The 20,946-nt window shown below is 55.9% G+C and carries 18 protein-coding genes; 1 reads left to right on the forward strand and 17 read right to left on the reverse strand.

Annotated elements, in window-relative coordinates:
• The first annotated feature begins 1 nt into the window (after window position 1).
• On the forward strand, window positions 2–322 hold the full coding sequence (locus tag FY046_RS19565) for a cupin domain-containing protein (protein WP_133844661.1): 321 nt from the start codon (window positions 2–4) through the stop codon (window positions 320–322).
• Window positions 323–393: 71 nt separating this feature from the next.
• Here FY046_RS19565 and FY046_RS19570 read toward each other — a convergent pair whose 3' ends face one another.
• From FY046_RS19570 to FY046_RS19650, 17 genes are all read right to left on the reverse strand, one after another.
• Entirely contained in the window at window positions 394–1,032 is a 639-nt protein-coding gene (locus FY046_RS19570; protein WP_133844663.1) for an RpiB/LacA/LacB family sugar-phosphate isomerase, read from the reverse strand.
• 59 nt (window positions 1,033–1,091) lie between these two features.
• Complete coding sequence (kduD, locus tag FY046_RS19575) at window positions 1,092–1,853, reverse strand: 2-dehydro-3-deoxy-D-gluconate 5-dehydrogenase KduD (RefSeq protein WP_159338338.1); 762 nt, start codon at window positions 1,851–1,853, stop codon at window positions 1,092–1,094.
• A 178-nt stretch (window positions 1,854–2,031) separates the two neighbouring features.
• Window positions 2,032–2,178, reverse strand: a complete 147-nt coding sequence (locus FY046_RS19580; protein ID WP_171149447.1) for a hypothetical protein — start codon at window positions 2,176–2,178, stop codon at window positions 2,032–2,034.
• Between the two features lie 191 nt (window positions 2,179–2,369).
• Entirely contained in the window at window positions 2,370–2,804 is a 435-nt protein-coding gene (locus FY046_RS19585; protein ID WP_171149997.1) for a hypothetical protein, read from the reverse strand.
• Window positions 2,798–3,421: a peptidoglycan recognition protein family protein gene (locus tag FY046_RS19590; RefSeq protein ID WP_259152172.1), complete on the reverse strand. Its 624-nt coding sequence runs from the start codon at window positions 3,419–3,421 to the stop codon at window positions 2,798–2,800. Before FY046_RS19590 ends, FY046_RS19585 begins: the two co-directional genes overlap by 7 nt.
• Before the next feature lie 25 nt (window positions 3,422–3,446).
• Entirely contained in the window at window positions 3,447–3,929 is a 483-nt protein-coding gene (locus FY046_RS19595) for an Hcp family type VI secretion system effector (RefSeq protein WP_167864174.1), read from the reverse strand.
• Window positions 3,930–4,158: 229 nt separating this feature from the next.
• A complete protein-coding gene (locus FY046_RS19600; protein ID WP_133844673.1) occupies window positions 4,159–5,715 on the reverse strand; it encodes an SUMF1/EgtB/PvdO family nonheme iron enzyme in 1,557 nt (518 codons plus the stop codon).
• Window positions 5,716–5,760: 45 nt separating this feature from the next.
• Window positions 5,761–6,975: an ABC transporter permease gene (locus tag FY046_RS19605; RefSeq protein ID WP_159338592.1), complete on the reverse strand. Its 1,215-nt coding sequence runs from the start codon at window positions 6,973–6,975 to the stop codon at window positions 5,761–5,763.
• Entirely contained in the window at window positions 6,965–7,702 is a 738-nt protein-coding gene (locus FY046_RS19610) for an ABC transporter ATP-binding protein (protein WP_159338593.1), read from the reverse strand. The genes FY046_RS19605 and FY046_RS19610 overlap by 11 nt, the downstream gene beginning before the upstream one ends.
• Entirely contained in the window at window positions 7,702–9,672 is a 1,971-nt protein-coding gene (locus FY046_RS19615) for a vWA domain-containing protein (RefSeq protein WP_159338594.1), read from the reverse strand. The genes FY046_RS19610 and FY046_RS19615 overlap by 1 nt, the downstream gene beginning before the upstream one ends.
• Entirely contained in the window at window positions 9,669–10,742 is a 1,074-nt protein-coding gene (locus FY046_RS19620) for a hypothetical protein (protein WP_421505059.1), read from the reverse strand. Before FY046_RS19620 ends, FY046_RS19615 begins: the two co-directional genes overlap by 4 nt.
• Complete coding sequence (locus FY046_RS19625; protein ID WP_133844683.1) at window positions 10,736–13,444, reverse strand: virulence factor SrfC family protein; 2,709 nt, start codon at window positions 13,442–13,444, stop codon at window positions 10,736–10,738. The genes FY046_RS19620 and FY046_RS19625 overlap by 7 nt, the downstream gene beginning before the upstream one ends.
• Window positions 13,444–16,512: a virulence factor SrfB gene (locus tag FY046_RS19630; protein WP_133844685.1), complete on the reverse strand. Its 3,069-nt coding sequence runs from the start codon at window positions 16,510–16,512 to the stop codon at window positions 13,444–13,446. Before FY046_RS19630 ends, FY046_RS19625 begins: the two co-directional genes overlap by 1 nt.
• Before the next feature lie 18 nt (window positions 16,513–16,530).
• Window positions 16,531–18,042, reverse strand: a complete 1,512-nt coding sequence (locus FY046_RS19635) for an SrfA family protein (protein ID WP_446186401.1) — start codon at window positions 18,040–18,042, stop codon at window positions 16,531–16,533.
• A gap of 50 nt (window positions 18,043–18,092) precedes the next feature.
• Window positions 18,093–19,241 (reverse strand): tellurite resistance domain protein, encoded by a 1,149-nt coding sequence (locus FY046_RS19640; protein ID WP_159338597.1) that lies wholly within the window; start codon window positions 19,239–19,241, stop codon window positions 18,093–18,095.
• A gap of 82 nt (window positions 19,242–19,323) precedes the next feature.
• Window positions 19,324–19,806 (reverse strand): hypothetical protein, encoded by a 483-nt coding sequence (locus FY046_RS19645; protein ID WP_133844691.1) that lies wholly within the window; start codon window positions 19,804–19,806, stop codon window positions 19,324–19,326.
• A 91-nt stretch (window positions 19,807–19,897) separates the two neighbouring features.
• Window positions 19,898–20,635, reverse strand: a complete 738-nt coding sequence (locus FY046_RS19650) for a hypothetical protein (RefSeq protein ID WP_133844693.1) — start codon at window positions 20,633–20,635, stop codon at window positions 19,898–19,900.
• Window positions 20,636–20,946 lie beyond the last annotated feature (311 nt).

The following is a 20,946-nucleotide window of genomic DNA, read 5'->3' on the forward strand; positions in this document are numbered from 1 at the left end:
CGTGTTTATCTACAAGCAAGACAGACCCTTACAGGACCTGGGCGATGGCGTAAGCCGTCGCGTTCTGGCCCATGGCGGCAGCATGATGGCGGTGGAGGTCAGCTTTGAGACCGGCGCCATTGGCCCGATGCATCACCATGTGCATGAACAGCTCACCTATGTGCTCTCCGGCCGCTTCCGCTTTACCATCGGCGACGAAACTCATGAAGTAGGCGCGGGCGATACGCTGTATAAAAAGCCGGACATTGTTCACGGCTGCATCTGCCTGGAAAAAGGCGTGCTGTTAGACACCTTTACCCCGCAGCGGCAGGACTTTTTATAAGTCATCGTGCCCAATAAAAAACCGGTGCTGATTCAGCACCGGTTTTTTTATGCCTGAAGAAAGAGAGCGCGTTATGCGAGGATTTCACGCACAAAGTTTTCGATCTCTTTGTTCTGGCTGTTCTCGAAGAAGCATTTCTGGAAGCGCTCGCCGGAGACCGCCGTTTTTACCAGCTCTTTATCGATAGCGCGCAGTGTATCCAGGTAGTTCTCTTTAACGATGGCGGCTTTCACCTGATTTAAGATGCCGGCATTGCGTACCTGAGGCTCTTTACGATCGGCCGGATAGCCCTGACCTTTCGCACCGCTAAAGGCTTTTTCGAAGATAAAGCGCACGTTCAGCTCGGCACCCCAGCCAAATCCTTTGGCAAACGGCAGCGACAGCGCATTGCCGTTGTTGATCTGGGCAAACAGGAAGGCGTCTGCCGGGTCAATGCAGTAACCGCAGATCACGCCCGGATGCAGGTTCAGCGACATCAGCGCGCCCTGGCCGGTGCCACAGCCCGCCACCACAAAGTCCACCGCCTTCGAGTTCAGTAGAATGCTGGCCATGATCCCCAGGTGAATATAGGTCAGGTGGTGATCCTGCTCGTCTGACATGCCAACGTTATACACCGGGTACTCTTTCTCCCCGGCGACCGCGTTCAGCTCTTTCAGGATAATCGCGTTTTTAGCCGCCTGGCTGTTTTCCATCATCAGTGCAATTTTCATTTTAACGTCCTCTTGGGTGCAGCGGGATCGCCCGCTGCACATCAGTGAATTAGGGGGTATTAACGCGCCAGCCAGCCGCCGTCGACGGCGATGGTGTAGCCATTAATATAGTCAGATGCTGTAGATGCGAGGAACACCACCGGCCCCATCAGGTCGGCTGGCAGGCCCCAGCGCCCGGCCGGGATGCGGCCGAGGATCTCTTCGCTACGGGCTTCATCGGCGCGCAGCTGCTGAGTGTTGTTGGTGGCCATATAGCCGGGTGCAATCGCGTTGACGTTGATCTGGTGCTTCGCCCATTCGTTCGCCAGCAGACGGGTGACGCCCATCACCGCGCTTTTCGAGGCAGTATAAGAAGGCACACGGATACCCCCCTGATAAGAGAGCATCGACGCAATGTTAATAATTTTCCCGCCTGTTCCCTGCGCGATAAACTGTTTTGCCACCGCCTGCGACATAAAGAACACGGATTTGATGTTCAGGTTCATCACGTCATCCCAGTTCTTTTCACTGAAGTCGATGGCGTCTTCACGGCGGATAATCCCGGCGTTATTCACCAGAATATCCAGGTGGCCCATCTCGGCGACTGCGCGCTCCAGCAATCCCGGGATCACTTTGGTGTCACTGAGGTCGGCGGTCAGGCTGAGGAAACGACGCCCGGTTGCCGCGATGCGTTCAATGGTCTCTGTGGGTTCGACAATATTGATACCGACAATATCGCAGCCCGCTTCCGCCAGGCCGAGCGCCATGCCCTGGCCTAAACCGGTATCGCATCCGGTCACCACCGCCACTTTTCCCGACAGGGAGAAATTATCCAGAATCATGTTATTTCCTTGAGTTTGACCAAACATGTTCAGGCGCTTGCCGTGACCCTAAAGTGTGCGGACAGTGCCCGATACCAAAACTGATACAGGCAGCTTAACGGCAAAGTGGGGTAAACTCAACAAAATGAAACGATGTTTCATTTTATATAAACCTGAGTATCTATTTTTGCTGCGGGGATCACATCCTGGAGAGTTCAGGAATGATGTAGAGGCCGATCATCTTTTCCGATCGGCCCGGGCGGATGGTGTGTACCACGGGCCAGGTCTGCATCACAAACAGGAGTGGCTGCTCATCCGGCGTCAGGTCCGGGGCCAGTTTGAGCACGCCGGATCGGCAAAAGACGCATCCATGCGGGCCTCGACACGCGCCGTCCTGGCGCGTGACGCCCGGCTTACCTCAAGCTGGCCCCCTCCACGCAAAATCGTACTCGCTGTCGGTTTTAAAAACCCAACGCGATTGCGATTTCTCGTAGGGGTCGATCATCTTTTCCGAACGACCCTTTATCATTGGTTTATTTAACATATTGGATCATCACCTAAGCCATAAGTGCAGGCATAAGGATCGGCCCACTGGTTGTCTTTAAGGAAGAAAGTGGCTGCCTCTCCATTATCGAAGATTACAAGCCCCAGACCGCTGGATTGCACCGTCCAGTGCCCGGAAGAACCATCTTGGAATTTTACTTCGCCAGTAGAAACACAAGGCGAATAGTATTCATGAAGCAGGTTCCCACTTTTTTTTGACTCTTTAGCCTGGTTGAAAAAACGGATCATCTGTTTATTCGTCGGCCTGAAGACCTTACAAGCTTCTTCTTCATTTTTGTCTGTACGTCCATCGTAATGTAATCCTATCCCTTCAACGTCAAGTTGACTGACTTCTCTTCCCTGTGCTTGCGTTGAAATAAAGAAGAAGATGAATAAGACAACACTAAATGATTTTTTAAATTTTACCATTGTGCTGTACTAGCCTCCGTTTCGTTTTTTCTTCCTATTTCCGGATGACGATATATTTCATTCATACTGACGTTGAGTGTTTCAGATAATTCTTTAATTAACCATGTCAAAGAGTCATTTTGTCGCGCATTGACTGCCTCATAGATATATTCGTCTTTACCCGTTTTTTTGTTCTTAACCTCTACTGACTCACCCACAATCTCAATCCCAATACTATCCACATTGCTCGGGAATCGATCAGGGTAGTTTTTCACTTTTTCAATCTGATGCACTTTGTCAGAATTTCTCCATGACTTTTCCAGTTCAGCCACTTTTTGAAAATCCGTCGGTTCGCATTTTTTGGTCAGAAAACAGCGGGATTGTAATTTTCCCACATGCCAGGTGATCTGGAATAACGAAGCGGTCTGATAGATGCTGCCATCTCTGTCAATCAGGAAGTGAGCGCCGGTGGCGCCTTTCGTTTGATAACTGTGAAAGGTACTGCTGGCTGTCGGCGCATTGGTCTGATGCACAACGATGCCATTAACCGCATCCATCTTTCCACGCTCAATATTATTGAATATTTTCAGGATGATGCGTTCTGCATCAATATAACCACCCTCGTCGATATAAAGCATAAGTCCCTTCCTTAGGTTACAAAAATCAAATAATGGCGTTGGCTTTAATGTCATACCCCATGGAAACCGTGCCTGCCATTCCGCCCTCTGCATTTTGCAAAACATAATCCATTTTCACCCGTGAGAATGATAACCCGACCTTTTCTCGCGGACTGCGCATGGTGTCATAACCGAAAGACTCAACCCGGGTAATGATCACCTCCTCTAAGGTCACACGCAGATACTCCAGCGGAGAGCCGCCGGCTTTGCGAACGGTCAGCACGACTTCCGGTATGTGCTTGCCAGTAAGACAGTATTGAAGAAGATTGGGGCTGGCTTTATCGAGGCGGTGATCGAAGTACAGATCGCCGACGGTCGACTTTCCGGCCCCCCCGCCGCTTCCTGAGTGCATGTTGGCAGGCTGACTGACGGCCCATTTCCAGCGTATAACCTCAATCTCACCTTTATGTGAAAAATCCAGAGATTCACCCTCAATCCCCTTAAATGTAATGAAAATATCCTGAGCCATACGTCCTCCTTGTATATGAGTAAAACGATAAAACTCATGGCTATTGGTTTAGCCTGAGCTTATTAGTGGAATAATTAATAAGCTGAATATTTATAAACAAGGGAAGGTACGGCTAATTGAGGAGGGTTATAAATAGTAAAAAAATGATTTTCTAATTGTTGCTGAAGAGATGAGGCCTGCTATCCGCTGTGCGATTAACACAACCCTGGCGAGGCCTCAAGTAAAGGCGTTAAATTTTCTTGCAGCTTTCCAGCCAGCCGGCGGTATCAATCTTGCCGTTCTCCAGATATTTCTGCTGGTTCTGCCAGTGTGCGGCCAGGAAAGGTTTGAGCCCGGACAGACGCTTGTTCAGGGTCAGCATCTGATCAAAGACGCCAACCTCATGTTTCAGCCCTTCCTGCCCATATAAGGTCGCCGAATCTACCAGGCTACTGGCGTAGTAACTGGTCACCTGCTGTAAACTTTTTGTTTGCTCACCCAGTTTGGTTTTACGGATAGCACAGTTCTGATCGCTGCTGTCTTTATCCTTACACAGCGCCTCATAGTTATGTGTGAGGAAATCGAGGAAGCGACCATCATCCTGCAGCTTGGTGCAGAGGAACGATCCCAGGTTAAGGCTGGCGCGGATCGATTGCGCTCGCTCTTCCTGCTGCTGCTGATTGCTGGCCCGCAGCTGACTTTCCAGGTCATTGAGCTTTTTCTTCAGTGCGGCATCATCTACCCCTGAGGCCAGCGTTCCCAGTGCTTTGACGGTGTCTTTCGCTTCATCTTTTTTCTTATCTGCACCGCTACTGTCTGCCCCGAGCGCAGCCCAGCTTTTTTCCAGCTGCTTAACCCGGCCCGTTGAGGTCATCGCGGGGGCTACCAGCACCAGGCGCAGCCCGGTGGTTTTACTGGTCGCAGGGCTGGTACTGTCGTAATAGTTCACCTCTTTGCGCGCCGAACTGCGGATCTCCGCTGCACTGGTCTGGAAGTTGCCCCCGCGCACCACAAAGCCCCCAGCCTGACCGTGCAGGCGATTGAGTTTATTGAGATAGAACGGGGTAAACATCATCTCCGAGACATTGCCCAACATATCATGCAGGCCAAGAGGATTCGGGCTGAGACGCCCGATCAGCTGCACCTTGCCATTGGACGATTGCGCACCGGAATACCACTCAAAGTTTTTCATGTCATCCATTGGATAATGGACATCACGAAACTCCGCGCTGTTAACCTTCAGTCCGCCACGGGCAGCAAACTCCCACTCCACCTCCGTAGGCAGGCGTAAAAAGCCAGCGGTACCGTCTTCTTTCGGCAGTTTATCGGCCGCATTACTGCGTAGCCATTCATTGTATTTATTCGCCACGCTGACCGCATCAAACCAGCTGATACCGGTCTCCGGCACGCTGAGTTTACGCGACGGCGTGGGGCAGGTTCCCTGCGTCAGTGCCTGATATTGCAATGCGGTAAGCTCATATTTTGCCATCAGGTAATAACGGCCTTTGCTCTTACCGGCATCGGAGAAGCTCCCGGCGATAAAAGCCGGATAGCTGTGTTCAACAAAGCCCCATTCTCCGCCATCCTGCCCCAGCGTGATCGGCAGGTCATCAAGGGGGCCAGCAAGGGGAATCTCGACCCGGCGAAAAGCCATCGATCCCTCGCAGGGCATCGGCAGAATGATATCGTCATCATCAGGTTTAGGATTGTAGCTATCGCCTGTCCAGGGCTCGGCCAGGGCAGGTGCGGCACTGGCGAGCAAAGCCAGAAACAGCCAGGATGACAATGAGGAAGGCGTAAAGGTCACGAACAGTCTCCGCTAATCAGTAATAAGAAAATAAGGGTGGCAGCATCACACCTCGCGCAGACTCTGCGCGGGTTCAATATGGATGGCACGGTAAGCGCCAATACTGGCGACCAGCAGCGCTACCACCGCCGTCAGGGCCATGGCCAGCAGGCTATGCATCGGCGTGATTTTGCACAGCATCTGCCCCGTGGCCTGGCTACCCGCCAGCGCCCGGTTAAAGACCTGGCTGGCAATCAGATAGATGCTGTAGCCACCGACATACGCCAGCAAACTGAGCAGACAGCCCTGTATCATCACGTAGAGGCCGACGGCCGGGCCGGTGAAGCCGAGCAGGCGCAGGACAGCGATATGCTTACGTTTGCGATCGACGTTGGCGATAAAAGAGCCCACCAGCGAGGCGATGCAGCCGATCAGGGCCGTCGCGGCGATGGTATTAAAAATCACCCCCAGCACCCGGTTAATGCTTTTCACATTTTCAATATCTGCCAGGCGGCTGGCGGTTTCGATGCGCTGCGCCCGGAGATCGCGCTCAAGACCGGCCACCTGGTCTATATCTTTGGCGTACAGTCGGGCGCGGGCATAGCGCGGTGACATGTCGCTGAGGGGGTTGCCGCTGCTGACGCCGAGGGCCGGGGTAGCGAAGCCATCGCGGAAATGTTCCAGCATCAGTAACAGGGTCGGGCGAGTAAAGATGGCCGGGCGATTGAAGTAGGTAGCCGGTAAAATACCCACCACGGTCAGACGCTGACGCCCCCACTCGCGGCGCTCTTCAAACAGGCGGTTCACCCGGAGATCGATCGTCTCCCCGACGCTGACGGCCAGCTTGCGTGCGGCTTCCTGGGTTAACACCACCTCATTGTCATGACGCAGGATAAGGCTGCCCAGTAACGGGTCGCCTGACGCAGTGGGGATCACTTCGGCGCTTTCGATAAAATGGGTGCTGTCGGTTTGCAGATCGGCCAGCGTGTTCAGCGAACGCGTCTGCCCGATAGCAAAGCCCACGTCGGGCCGCTGTTGCAACTGTTCGATCCAGGCCTGGTCATAGCTGTTGCTGCTCAACATGCGGATCTCAAGATTACGCGGGTCTTTCGCCAGGTCGTCCTGTAACTGGCTGACAATGCCAAAACGCAGGCCGAACAGCAGCAGCAGAGGGGCTATCACCGCCACCAGCGAAGAAATGATGCAAAAGGAGATGGTGCGGTCGTGCCACAGGTCCTGCAAAGCGAGCCGGGCAAGCAGCGGAGTTCGGTTAAAGGACAAAGCGGGTTTCCCCCTGGACAGGCTCTGATGAATCGGCCGGATTCACGGCTGGGGCATCGGTGCGGGCGATCAGGCAAGGTAAGCCGAAACGTTCGACCAGTGGCCAGTCGTGACACACCACCAGCGCCATCATCCCTTCCTGACGCACCAGCTCAATAAACAGATTAAACAGCTGCTGCGCATTGTGAGGATCCAGCGCGGCGGTGGGTTCATCCGCCAGCACCAGCGCGGGACGATGGACAATGGCCCGGGCAAAGGCGGTTCGCTGTCTTTCACCAAAGGATAACTGCGCCGGATAGCGGGCCAGTAAAGGGCCCAGTTTCAGGGTGTCGATAATCCGGTTCAGCAGGGTTTTGTCGGGCGTTTTGCCCAGCAGCTGGCAGGGCAGGCGGATATTGTCGCGCACGTTCAGATAGGGAAGCAGGCCGCCATTTTGCAGGACGAACCCTAACTGGCGTGCACGCATATCGGCCAGCTCCGCCTGACGATCGCCATTGAGCAAGGCGGCAACATCCCGTTGCCCGCTCGCCTGGCTCAACATAAAACGCCCGATGTGGCTGGGGCGCAGCAATAAGCCGATGGCTTCCAGCAGCGTACTTTTACCACAGCCGCTTTCGCCGGTGACAGCCATCACCTCGCCCGGCCGCAGTGCCAGCTGCGGCAGCGAGACACGGTGGGCCTGGCTTCCCTGCCCCCGGACAATACACAGGTCCTCAATGTGCAGCATCAGGGCATCATTTCCAGCGGCACCGGGTAGACGCGATCGCGCGGATCGCTGCCAGCGGCAAGCTCAACCCAGCGATCAACATCGGCGTTATATTTCTGGTAGTGGCGCAGCTTGGCCGACAGCGTGCGAATAAATTTCTCCTGCGACAGCCCATCCCAGCTTTTCCATGTCTCTTCGTCCAGATTCAACACGTCGCTGCGATAAGGTAAGTCGGCGAGATATTCGCCCAGCACCCCGAGATCGTTGATTTTGGTATTTTCCTGCTGCTTAAGCTGGTTAGGATCGGCGCCCATAGTGGCGGCGACAGTACGTAAACGCTCAAACATTTTTGCCGGAGAGATCATGCCCTCGTTCGCGGCTTGCAGGATCTGACTGACCACATCGCTTAAATCACTTAGCTGTCCCTTAGTCAGCAGCACCCGCACATCCGTGGTGGGGATATTCTGCTTAATCAGGTCACGGTCGCTGATCCAGGCTTTAAACACCAACGGTGCCTGGGTGCCGTTCTTTTTGCCGAGATAGGCCAGCTGCATTGCATGACCAATCAGCGCCGTATCCTGCAGTAATTTCTGCTCGGGCGTCAGCTTCTTACCATCATCTTTGGCATAGATCGCACTGCCGATGGCTGCATCCCCCATATAGGCGGACTTCACCTGCGCGGTAATGGCAGAGGCCAGGGCATCAATCTGCTGACCAAAGACGGACAGATCGCCGGCATCCACCGTCTGGTACAGGTTGGACTGCGTGCTGTCAAAGTTAGAGAGATCGCGATACTGGCTTTCTGCTTTAGCGTGGTCATCTTTGCCGCTGGCGGTTTTCAGGTGCAGGGTATAGATGGCGATGCCACGATTGCCCGCCTCCAGGCGCAGCTGGCTGGCATCCAGACCGGTACCTGACAGTTTATTGCTGCCCTCAATGGCACCGGCATCGGTGATTAATACCACGTAGCGGGCGCCAAACGGGCTCCAGTCGATGTCGTCGATAGCCGACATCACACCGGCATAGGCATCTTCGTCATACAGCGAACTGGAGACTTTGGCTTCTTTCAGGTCGGCGACCTTTTTCAGGAAGTCCGGGCCATCTTTCACCTGATTGGGATCGGCGAAGATTTTGGTGCTGAATTCCAGGCCCGGCACCGCTTTGGTGTTTGAGCGATAGGACACCAGACCAAATTTCACCTGCTCCCCCAGATTCTCCTGTTTGATTTTATCGTAGATCTTATTCACCGCTTCCCTGGTGCGATCGATATACGGTCCCATTGAAATGGTGGAGTCGATAACAAACACCACCGAGGCGTTGAACCCTTTGATTTTGTTAACGCTCTCTTCTTCTTTGGCGGCGGCGGCGGTGGCGTCGGCTTTACTCACCGAAGCAACGTTCAGCAGGCGGGTATAGAAGCCCTCTTCTGTCATCACCTCTTCACCGCTGAGGATCGGCAGCAGGTAAAACTGCTTTTGCAGATCGACAAATAACGCCGGTTCCTGGGCCTGTACCCCGTCTGCATGGCCGTCACGCTTCAGTTTGGCACGCAGCGGTGCAACCAGAGAAACCGGGTCTGCTGCGGAGAGAATATCGTCCAGATTTTTTCGCTCTTTGAAAAACAGCAGGCGGTCGCGGTTGGCCGGATTGGTGAAGGCCAGGGTCAGCTGCATTTTCCAGTCAACGGTGCAGGCCTGGGGTAACCAGCCGATTTTTTTGCCGTAGCTGTCGGGCCCGACTTCGATCCAGCTTGCGCCCTTCACCTCTGTTTTTTGGTAAACGTACAGACTGCTGAAGGCGGGCTGTATCGTGCCTTTCGCTTCGCCAGCAGCGTTGCTCAGAGTGCAACCCGGCGTGGTGAGTACTCGCTGAAATAAGGTTTTTTTCCCTTCCTGCAGCAGCGGTTTATCGCCATCAGCGGCCAGCGCATGGCTGGACAGCAGCAGGGCACAAAGCGGCAGCGCCAGACGCAACATCGGGGAAGGGATCATTTTTCCAGCTCCTCAAGGCGTTGTTTGACCTGTTTATTGTCCGGTTCAGCCTGCAGTGCGGTCTCGTACCAGTAGGCTGCCGTGTCTTTATCCGCCGTTTTGAAGCACTCGCCCGGCTGATGGGATTCAGGATCGTATTCACGGGCGTAAGCGATGGCGATCTTACTGTCACCCCCCTGTGCGCGGTTGGCATACAAACGCTGTGCCACGCCGCATTTCTTCGCCTCTTTGGCGGCCTGAATAATGGTCAGTAACGCCTTGCTGTCGAGCTTCTGCTCAACACAGCCCTGCACGAAATCGAGCTCTTTCTGGCTATTCAGGTTAGCAACGGTACAGGTGCTGGCAGCGGTGGTCTCTGCCGTTTTTTCTGCGCCTGCCGCAGGTGCCGAAGAGGGTTCCGTCGTGGCGGACGCTGGCGGCACCGCGGCGGCGGACGTGGCTTCCTGTTGCGCATCAGCAGCAGCAGGGGTGGCAGTATCGCGCCCCAGGAACCACCAGAGCCCGGCGGCGATCAGCAGCAGGGCCAGCACGGCACCGGCGATAATGGCGATCAGCGGTACACGGGATGGCGTGCTTTTCCCTTTGGGTTTATCCGCAGCAGACACGGCAACCGTGGGCGCAGGCTGGACAACGGGCGGGGCAACCGGGGCGGCTACCGGCGGGGACACCGGTTCCGGCGTGGGCAGCACGCTGCTGCTGCTGTAGTTGCCGGTCTGGCCACGCGCCTCCGACGAGAACAGCTCATCGCGCGCCAGCTGGAGCGTGGTGTTACGCACTTCACCTGAGGCCAGTTTGACCTGGATTTGCACCTGGCTGGCATTGGCCAGCAGTGGGTCAAGGATCGTTGGGCCAAGACGAAAACCACTGCCGCCTGCCAGCGCATAGCCGCCAGCGACGGTAAACCAGTGTTGTGCCGCCCCCCATCTGCCATCAGGTTGCAGGTAATCCTGCTCGTTGTTGCAAAGAATAAAGGTCAGGTCAGACAGGATGGCCTGCTCGCCGCGCAGGCGCACCATCAGTTGTGCCGTACCCGGCGCTGCCGGTTGGCAGGCGAAGATTTTAGCTAGCATGGGGTGTTCTCTTGTTTCAACTGGCGGATAATCTGACCCAGCTGCTGGTTATGTTCGAAGGAGATATCGCGCGTGGCGCTGTGGCCGGCGTTGTCCAGAATGACGGTCATCAAGGCCGATAACCAGTCACCCATCCAGGCCACACCGGGCTGCGGTGCCACGGCTGCCAACTGAGGTAACGCATCGCCTGTCAGCGGTGTCTGACGCGCAAACACTTTCTTTTTCTCACCCACATAGCTGTTGGGCACCTGTTCTTCCGGCAGAGAGAGATAGCCGAACCAGGCAATAAAATCACGCATCGCCAGCTGGGTACGCAGCACCTGACGCGCCCTCAGCTGGTCATGATGGGTATCTGCCTGCTCCTGACCCGCCAGCGCCTGTTTCAGGGTGCCCTCCAGATCGAGGCGAGTGGCGGCCGCAATCAACTCTTCAGTGAGCAGATTCATCAGCTCGCTGTTCAGGCCGAGGGCGGACCAGTGGGCCGTTTGCTGCGGTAACTCCCTCAGATGAGCCACCCAGGCTTTGAAGGCCTGATGGGCGAACTCGTCCTCCTGGCTCACCCTTACAGACGCAGGCGCGGTGTCGGCAACGGCGGCCACCTCCGCCGTCACTGAACCGGAGAAGGGATCGCTGGCAAACGGATTGCTGCCAAACGGATTATCGCCAAACGGATTGCTCGCCAGCACCTGAACGGGGCGCGGGTCACCGGCCGCCGCGGATGCCTGATCCTCATGGCGAATACTCAGATAGATGTTGTTGAGTTCAGGCGTGGGAAGTTCCAGGCGACTGATCATTTCACCGATGCTGTGCGCACTGGCGGATAACCCCTGCCACAGATCTTTGGCAATCGCCTGTTTCTTCGCCCGCTGATCTTCGCCACCCTGTTCATACCAGCGGCCAAGCTGTTGATCGCCGGTTTCATGGCGGCACTGCACTAACTGCTGATGCAGGCGCTTCAGTTTGAAATCCAGATGAGCAACGCGGCGCAGGGCTTCGGTGAGGCGACGCATCCCGCCATCGTTCAGCGTCAGCATCGCCTTCCATGCATCCTGCGGTTCGGCCAGATATTTCCGCACCAGCTCGCCATCGATAAAGGTATTGCCCATTCTGTCGAGCACCTCGTGATAGCGTTCAGCCAGGGACACTTCTTTAAGTACCTCCTGACCGGGTTCACGCACCAGGTCCAGGAAGGGATTATCAATCCCCGGTTTACGCACCAGGAAGACATTCTGGAACGGTTTCCCTGGCATCCACTCCTGGAGCCATTCGTAATGAGCAAAACGCTCGCGCAGGGTGATATGCAACATATCTTCCCAGCCCATTTTTAGCTGAGTGTCAGTATGTTCCAGGCTGTCGCTGATGCGTTTGTCACACATCGTGATGGCCCAGAACAGACCCGGGGCGCCGCTGCGTTCACCCGCCTTACCCTGAGTTTTTTCAACCCACCGGTTTAACACCGGGCCGACATCGGCCACGTCGCTCTGCTTGGCGGCACTGGCGCACACCACCAGCGCATTCATCTCCTGGTTATCGGTGTAGCGCTCGAAAAGATAGGCCACTTTACCGCGCAGCAGTAACTGCGAGATGGGGTTGAGCCCGCCCTGACCGGCATCTTCCAGCTTGTCAATTTTGAGGCGTCCGCGGTAACCCGGGAAATCAAGCAAATCGACCTGCTCCACAATGCTGTCCTGCGGGACTTCCGCCAGCGGGAAAATCAGCTCCGCGGTGAGCGCGGTCAGTTCGGCTTGTGACAAAGAGGCGCTGACGGATTGTTGATCGTCGTTCCAGTAACGGATATCGACATTGCGATCCTGATGGGAACCGAGGCGATTCAGGCTGTCGACGTTCATGATGCTGCCGCTACTGTGATCGGTCAGCGTCTCCAGCGGCGCAAACACCATTCTGGCATGGTTTATTTTCACCAGCACCCTGGCCAGTGAACGATAGGTTTCCGTCAGTGCGCTCTGTTTACCCCACAGCAGAGAGAACAATTCTGCACGTTCCTCCGGACGCAGCCCAGGGGCTATTTTCAGTACCTGCGGCCAGTAAACCGATCTGAGTTTTCCCACGGATCTTTTGAACGATGTATCAAGGTAGTCCCATAAAGACACCACATCTTCGCTGCTGACACCGGCGCAGATTTCACGCTGTTCGGCACGAAGCAGGAAGGGACGCAGGTGTTCTTCAATGTGGCTTTCATCGAGTTCATCGCCCAGTTGCTCCTGATTAAAGTCGTTAAACCAGGTGTTCGTCAGGATTTTAGCAATATCGATTTCGCTAAACAGACGCAGCGGGACAGGGTAACCCGCAGGTGCTTCTGGTGCCTGTCTGGTAAAGCGCGTGACCAGACCCGTGGCCTCCTTACCCCCCCCAACCGGGTTGACCTCTTTAATAAAGTCTACTCGTCGGTCGCCATAGGCCGCTTTCAGGCTGCCGTGGCTGCCCGCTGCCAGCGCTGAGATCAGGTAGGACTTGCCCGCCTGAGAAATGCCGAAAAAACCCACCGTCATCGGCGTCGAGGCAACATGTTGCAGATTGTTGGCCAGATTGCGGGTACGCAGCAAACTGAGGTTGAGTTTGTCCGCCTCGTTATCCAGGCGGCGCGAGCCGACACGCACGGTTTCTACCCAGCCGCGTGCATCCTGACAGCTCCGGGCGATCGCTGCCCAACCTTGGGTAAGAGATTCTGGTTCGCTGTTCATTATTTTTTCACACTCCCGCTATCGAGCCAGTGCCGGCTGTCAATGAGCCCGGTATCGGGCATGGTATTCAGTTCCAGTTCTAAATCCCCTTTGCTAAAGGATTTATCGGTGTTGCTGCTGACATCTGCGATGGTCAGGCGATCGCTGATCAGCCCTAACTGGCGCGCGCGTTTGCCTTTATCCACGGTCAGCCGCACCCTGAGATAAGGGGAGCCGCTGTCACTCGACTGCGCCGTGGAGAATTTTTGACGGCCCTTTTCGTTGAAACGCAGGGTGTAGAGCGGAGCGGCAGACCAGCGTTCGGCATCCAGCTGGCGATATCCCAGCCGCAGATCGCCACGCATCACGATGCTTTGCATTGCGCCCTCGCCCTCTTCGCTGCGTTCGCCCGGCAGGGTGATCTGGCCGTTCTCTGACTGGATATGGCGGTAGACCACATCGGCATCACGCAGCAGGTTATCCATATCGATAATGCCAATATGGCGAATGGTCGAGTAAGGCTTCAGCGCCGAGACACGGAAATGGAAGTTAGGAATACTGTGATTGGCGCACAGCTGTGCCAGCATGGCGCCGACCGAGGCGGTGCTCTTCGGATCGTCGATATAGCCATTTTTGTGGAACGGATACCAGGTGCCGGTCTGGTAGCCATGCAGTGGCAGAATGCGTCCCGGCGGTAACGGCAGATTGCGACGAATGATCGCCTGGATGCCCGGTAACTGCGAAGGCCGCCCCGTCAGCAGCAGCATGTCGCAGTGATAGCAGGACAACACTTCGCACAGGGCCGTGAGCACCTTATCAATGTTGAACTTGCCCGAGCACAGATCGTTATGCACCTTCACCAGCGACAGGTTGAGGGTGATATCCACCAGCCTGAAATCATTCGGGCCACCCGCTTTTTGCACTTCGCGACGCACAAAGCCATCGACTTCGTCACGAATACTGCCAGCAGGCAGTAACTCACTCACCTTGCGGTTGATCAGCAGGTGGGTTTGCTCATCCAGCGGATCAAAGTGCTCGTAGCTGCTCAGAATATGCAGCGCCAGTGGCACAAACAGCTGCAGGCTGAGTTGCTGACGCAGTACGGCTTCAGCAGCACTGATATTTTGTGATCCGCACAGCTGCGACATCAGCGTTTCAACCGTGACTACTCCGGCATCACGCAGCGCCAGCTCGAAGGCGGGCAACACATAGGCCTGGATCACATCCAGCAGAATGTCGTCACCGGCGGTTTTGAAGCTGTCACGAAAACGCTGATGGGGAATGATATGTGCGTTAGCGCCGCTGCCTTCCAGGCCATTGCGATCCAGACGGTAGTCGGTGATCACCAGGTCCGTGGTTCCACCTCCGATATCGAGGGATGCCAGCGTGATGGTTTCACGATCTTTGCGGTCCGGGCGGCCAAGGGTATTGAAGAACACCTCCGGGTGGCCGGCAAAGTTCTGATTGATCTCGGTGTACAGATACACCAGCTGCGCACAGGAGGCCTCGTCCCATTCCACGCGAATTTTTGGTAAGGGGATACGGATATTCCCCTGGGTGGATAACTCCTGTTCATCCAGATACGGGTCATTCTCGCCGTTGTGCCAGCGCAGCGATTTCCACACTAACCCCACCGCCTGACGCATGCGGTCATCCAGGATACAGCGTTCAGCCATCGGCAGGCCTGGCGGCACCGTCAGAATGATATGACGGAGCTGGCGAGGAATACCGGCGTGGCCCTGACGGGTACGCTGTTCCACGCTGTTAATCTGGCTGATGGCCTGGGTCAGCACTTCCGACAGCATAAAGGTCATCAGCGAGCTGCGTGAATAGCGCGGTGTGAAGACCGGAATGCGATCCATCTCGTCTTCAATGGTGTGCAGCGCCTCGCCTTTTTCGTCGATGAGGTTGGCAAAGGGGGCCGCGGTCGCCAGCGGGTTGGTGTCCTGCACGTAGCTGCCGTTGAAACGCCAGCCCTGGCCATAAAACTTCTCATCCCACAGGTAGCGCTTAGGGCTGGACAGACCGGTGGAGCCTTCACTGCCGCGGCGGCGTGCCGCTAAACGTGTGGCTTCCCCGCCGATGCGGGCGATGGTCGGCCACTGGAACGCGTCATGTCGGCCGCTGCGCACAGAGCAATGGTCTTTGCCGAAAAAGGCCTGAGAGAACTCCACCCGGCTTTCAAAGGGATCGGTGTAGATGTGCTCAGGATTGCTGAGATCGCGCAGTTTCAGCACATAGTTGTGCATCAGACCGGAACCTGACTGGCCATGATCTTCAATCAGGATCCCGCAGGTGCGTGAGTTACCGACGTCGAGGATCAGATCCACCGGGATCGGTTTAATGGCATTGGTTTCGCGATTGGCGATCATGCGGAACTGCGGCAGTTCGATGGCAGGCGCGGTCTGGGTTTGCAGCCCTTCCACCGGAATGGCCATCAGTGACAGCAGGTTAAGGTAGTGCGCCAGAGGATAGTGCTGCGCCAGCTCCTGCTCCTGTTCATCCAGGTCACGGCCTTTGCTGCTCTCTTTGAACACCTCTTTCAGCCAGTCTTTGACCCAGTCCTGCGTCAGATACCAGTTGAGCGCATAGGTGGCGGTTGCCACGGCAAAGGTCGCACCGGCGTTGACGTCTTCCTGATTAGGACTGAGGTCGGCTGCCGACTGCTGCCGGGCCATGATGCGGGTATCCATCGCCAGCGTCATGCGGTGAGTGTGGCCATCCATGTCCGGTTCCGGCAGTTTGACCAGACGAAAACGCGCCCAGTTCAGCGGCCCTTCCTGATAGACATTCGGCGGGCTGAAACGGAACAGGGGCAGCGGTAACCAGACGCTGTCCAGTAGCGCCAGGCTGGCATCCACCGGAATATCGTACTGGCTTTTGGCCTTCTCAATCGCGTCAGGCGTCGGTTGATAGAAATAGTAATCGCGCTGCTCGTTGTAAATCAGACGCGTGAGCACGCCATTGGCTAATTTAACAAACTCCCCCGCAGGCAGACGTTTTGGCGTCAGGCCGAAATCCATAAACTGGATACCGGAGTCGCCGACCAGGGTGATTTGACGATCAAAAGAAACAATCTCAGGCAACATAATTTAATCCGTCCCTGTTCAGGTATTGGGTTGAAGCATACGAATAGGGAAGGTTTTTTCCCCGTCGTTGCTGCCGACACACTCGGCGTGATCGGCGGCAGGCGATTTGCAGGCGATGACGGGCGCAATAAAGTCTGAACCGTCGCTACATTTCATCTGCTCTGGGTTAGTAATGCTGAGCGCCCCCTGCTGCACGTCGCCCCTGGCGGGGCCCTGGCAGGTGACACCGCTCGACTGGCGCACGCTGACGGTGCCCTCACCTTGCTTAAAGTTGTATTGCAACTGCAGCGGGCGGCCCGTGAGTTTGTCCTGGATACCGCCGTTTACCCGCCACTGGCCGTTGAGAAACTGTGCCGGACCATTAGGCAGGGTCGGCGGGATTGCCAGCGGTTTGCCCGCAGGCGGGATCACCGGCGGGACGGTATTGGGTGCCACTGCGGGCGCTTCAGCACCCGGCTCTGGCGGCGTGGTGGGCGCGGCCTCTGGATTCGCTGCAGCTTCCGGCGTCAGTGCGGGCTGAACCGGATCCGTCGTGGCTGCGGGCTCCGTAGCCTGCGCATCGTCTGCCGCGGGTGGCGTGTCGCTGGCGAAGGGTTGTGGTGCTTCCGTCGCTGACGGAACACCCCCCACGTCCTGAGCGCTGCCCGGCAGGCTGGCACCAGGCGCGCCTGCGACAGCACCGTTTTGCCCTGCGACATTCGGCAATTTCAGGTCCGGCATGGCCGGCATTTCCGGCAGCTTCACGTCGGGCACCTGAGGATGGCCCTCATTGTTGACCGACAGCGCGGGGGGTTTATTCCCCGGGAAACCCGGCAGGCCCGGCAATGACAGCGTAGGAACGCAACCACGCAGCAGGCCAAACAGCAGGGCCAGTAACAGCAGCCCCAGCAGCGCCCAGAGTAACCAGCGCCAGTTCCAGCGGCGGCCACGTGTGACCGTCTCCACCACTGGCGGGCTGGCCACGGTAGCAGCCGCGCGCGGCGGCGTGGTGCCAGGGATCATCGCCGCCGACGGCGCAGGCACCGATGCAGGTTCCAGCCAGTGCAGGGGGCTGCGCGTTTCACCACCGGGATGAACAAAGCCCCAGAAGGTGATCACCAGCACGCCGTTGACCAGATAGACAAAATCATAATCGGGGAAATGGCTGACTGATTTCAGCAGCTGAGCAAAGACCCGGCGATCGCCACCGGCACCGCTGTTCTCAGCGTTAAGCAACTGTTCACTGAGTGCCTGTACCGCGATCTGGAATTCGCTGAACTGCTGACGCGCGGAGGCGCGCTCCGTTTCACTGGCGCTGCTCCACGGAATAATGTCGCCAGGAAAGCTGCTGTACCAGTCGGTGCGATCGCCCCCCTGATCGTTATGCGGGACGGCAAGGTGACGGGCCAGGTCACGTCCGGCATCAAGACGGTAGATCGCTTCGCGTAGCTGAAATGCCATCTTGAACACGGGGTAGCCCGTTTCACCCAGCGCCTTAAATGAGGAGTTATGTCCGGTACGTAGCAGTGGTCCCTGAATCGCATTTCGCATTGTCTAAACCTTGTCACGCTGTGAATGAACGAACGTTATAATGAATGTGGCTAGTTTTTGCTCGCACCCGGCTTCCATTTAAATCCCCAGCCGTAATACTTATCCATCGGCTCCCGATCGCGGAAGAAGCGGTTAAGGCGTTCCACTTTTATCTCGCCATCGACGTTTTTTAATCGGGCGATCGCCGCAACATTATTGCGCTGACTGCCCTCCTTCAGGGTGGTGCTGATCGGCGCCTGGCCCGGTACATGCACCGTGATCGTCGCATCGGTGCCCTGCCAGTTACTGGCTCCGCCAAAAATGAAGCTGTAAATCAGTACCTCATCAATCTCCGCCCAGCGGCTGCCGTTGATGAAGAGCCACTCACCGTCCTGGTTGTTACCGTTACGCAAATCTTCTTTCAACTGGATGTAAGGCGGTTTTTCATAGTCGCCCGCGGCGTGGCTGAGGGCTTCCACCCCGCTGATGTCGCCATTTTTAAAGCGGACAAACGCGGCGATATCCAGGTCGATAGGCTGCTGCTGCTGGCCCTGTTTCCAGGTCAGGTTGATTTTGATGCGCCCGAAATCCTTGCGTTTCGCAAGGTTAATACTGGGGTTATCCTGCGTCAGTTCAGTACTGGCGGGTGGCGTGGGGGCAACGGCAGCGGGGGTTTCACGCGGTGCCGGCACCACGGGCTCGGGGTGAGTACGATGGTGATACCACCACCAGGCGAGGGCGAGCAGTAACAGTAAAAGCAACAACAGCAATAGCCAGGGCAGCGCGCGTCGCCACCACGGCACCACCACCACCGGGGGCGGGGCCTCCGGTGCCACAATGACCCAGTTCACCAGAACCGGTTCATCGCCGACCGCATAGCAGTCCAGCTGCTGTGAATGGACGAGTAACTGCTGCAACGCCTGAGCGGGTTGCTCCTCGCCACGGGCGGTCAGCTGCTCAATCAGCCCGGCCAGTATTCCACGGTAATTCTGGAGCTTGCTGTGGAGCGCCTGCTGTTCCGCTTCATTCAGTGCCGACAATGGCCGGGCAACGCCCTGGCGGTCGGTCCACCACTCCAGATGCCCGGCAGGATCGCGCCGGGCGGTGGCAAACACCAGCGCAAGAGACGGAGGGAGATAGCGCTGGATAATCGCAACCGTCTCCTCATAGGTGGCCAGAGTAGAATCATTAATCGGCGCTGCACGTGTTAATCGTTGCATTACACAGGGTCGTCTTGTGGTTATCGTTGGCATCCGCCGCCGGTTCGCGGCGGATCAGCATATCGTCACATCAAAGGGCGCGTTACTGCAGCGTGTTCGCCTGCTCCAGTGCTTCCACCCTTTTCCTGGCGTCGGCCACTTTTTTCTCAATAGCGGCAACGTCGCTGGCGCTGGTGGCCTGCTGCGCTTGCTGTTGCAGTGCCTGCAACTGTTTAATCTCTTTCTGGCTGGCTTTGCTTTTGACGTTGTCGGATTTAAGGCGTTTCATTGTCTGCGCCAGATCGGTACGCGCTGCCTGCAGTCGCACCTGTTCATTGCTCAGCTGTTGATCCGTGACCTGCTGCCGGTTCTGGGTATTGGCCAGATCCTGTTTGGCGCGCTGATTTTCCCACTGACTGAGCTGGACCTTCTGCTCTTCTTCACTGACTTTCTGCCGATAGCCACCGGAGGTGGTGCAGCTCAATTTCGTCAGGAAGCTGGGATCTTGCGCCTGCAGGTCGCAGTCCTGAGGAGAGGTGGCACAACCGGTAAGCAATACTGAAGCGAGTAATACATATTTTCTCATGAAATGTTCCATGAAATGAGGAAAACAAATAAGGTTTTAAGGCCAGTGACAGGTGTGAAAAGGGGCTGACAGTTCTGTCAGCCCCTCTGCATTAACCCAGTGAAATAGCCTGGCGCTGACTGTAAAGACCGTTCGCTTCTGATTCCAGAGCGGCGATTTTGCTATTCAGCTGGGTATATTCTTTATTTAATGCGGTCAGATTGGTTTTATCTGTTTTATTCGTCGTTGATTGTCCCTGCAGGGCGACTTTATAAGCAGCATCTTTGTCTTTCATGACTTTAATCTGGCTTTTCATTTCTTTGATATTGGCATCAATCTGATCCAGCTGCTTATTGGCGCTGGCTTTATCAAAACCGGCTTTATCTTTCTGGATGCTGATTTGGGTCAGAGTTGCCTGGTTGTCACTGATGACCTGTTTCATCGCCGTAGAGGTTTTCTCTACCGCCGTTGTATCTTTGCGGATGTCGGTGCCCATTGCCTGCAGGCGAGCAGCAGTGGTGGCGTAATCTTTTTTCAGGCTATCCAGGTAGTAGTTAGCCGTCATCCCCACCGCACAACCCGCGGCGCCCCCAATGGCAGCACCGACCAGCGCTTTTTTACCGTTACCGGCCAGCGCGCCAATACCCGCGCCCGCCAGAGCACCCGTTAAGGCACCCACTCCACAACCCTGTGCGCCCGATGCACTAAAGAACTTAGCCTGCTCACCGCTGGTCAGTCGCGGGTCGGCTTTTGTACCGGACAACAGAGAACTGCCGGTATTGGCACAGCCGCTCAGAAGCAGAGTGGCAGAAACAAGTAAACAGGTTGCGCTACGGCTAAAAATCTTCATCAGTGTTTCATCCTTAAATAATGGACGGGCTGTGTGTGTGACCCGTTAATTTCATTTTTGTGAAAATTTGTCTTAAGAAGCGATATTCTTTCAGGATTATCGCGCAACGGAAGAGGTGTTATCGCGGGATAACATCTGGCGGCCAGCAGAGAGGATTAAATAATCTCATCGGGGGGCGCAAGTGCTCGACATCCTGATTCTGGTTATTTTTTGTACATAAGATTATTCGTAAATTTTTTTATGTTTTTATACATTGTTTCATGAATAAATGTAATCAAATTTGAACCTGACCGTTCAGGCTTTCTTCTACG

The organism is Erwinia sp. 1181_3 (assembly GCF_052824965.1).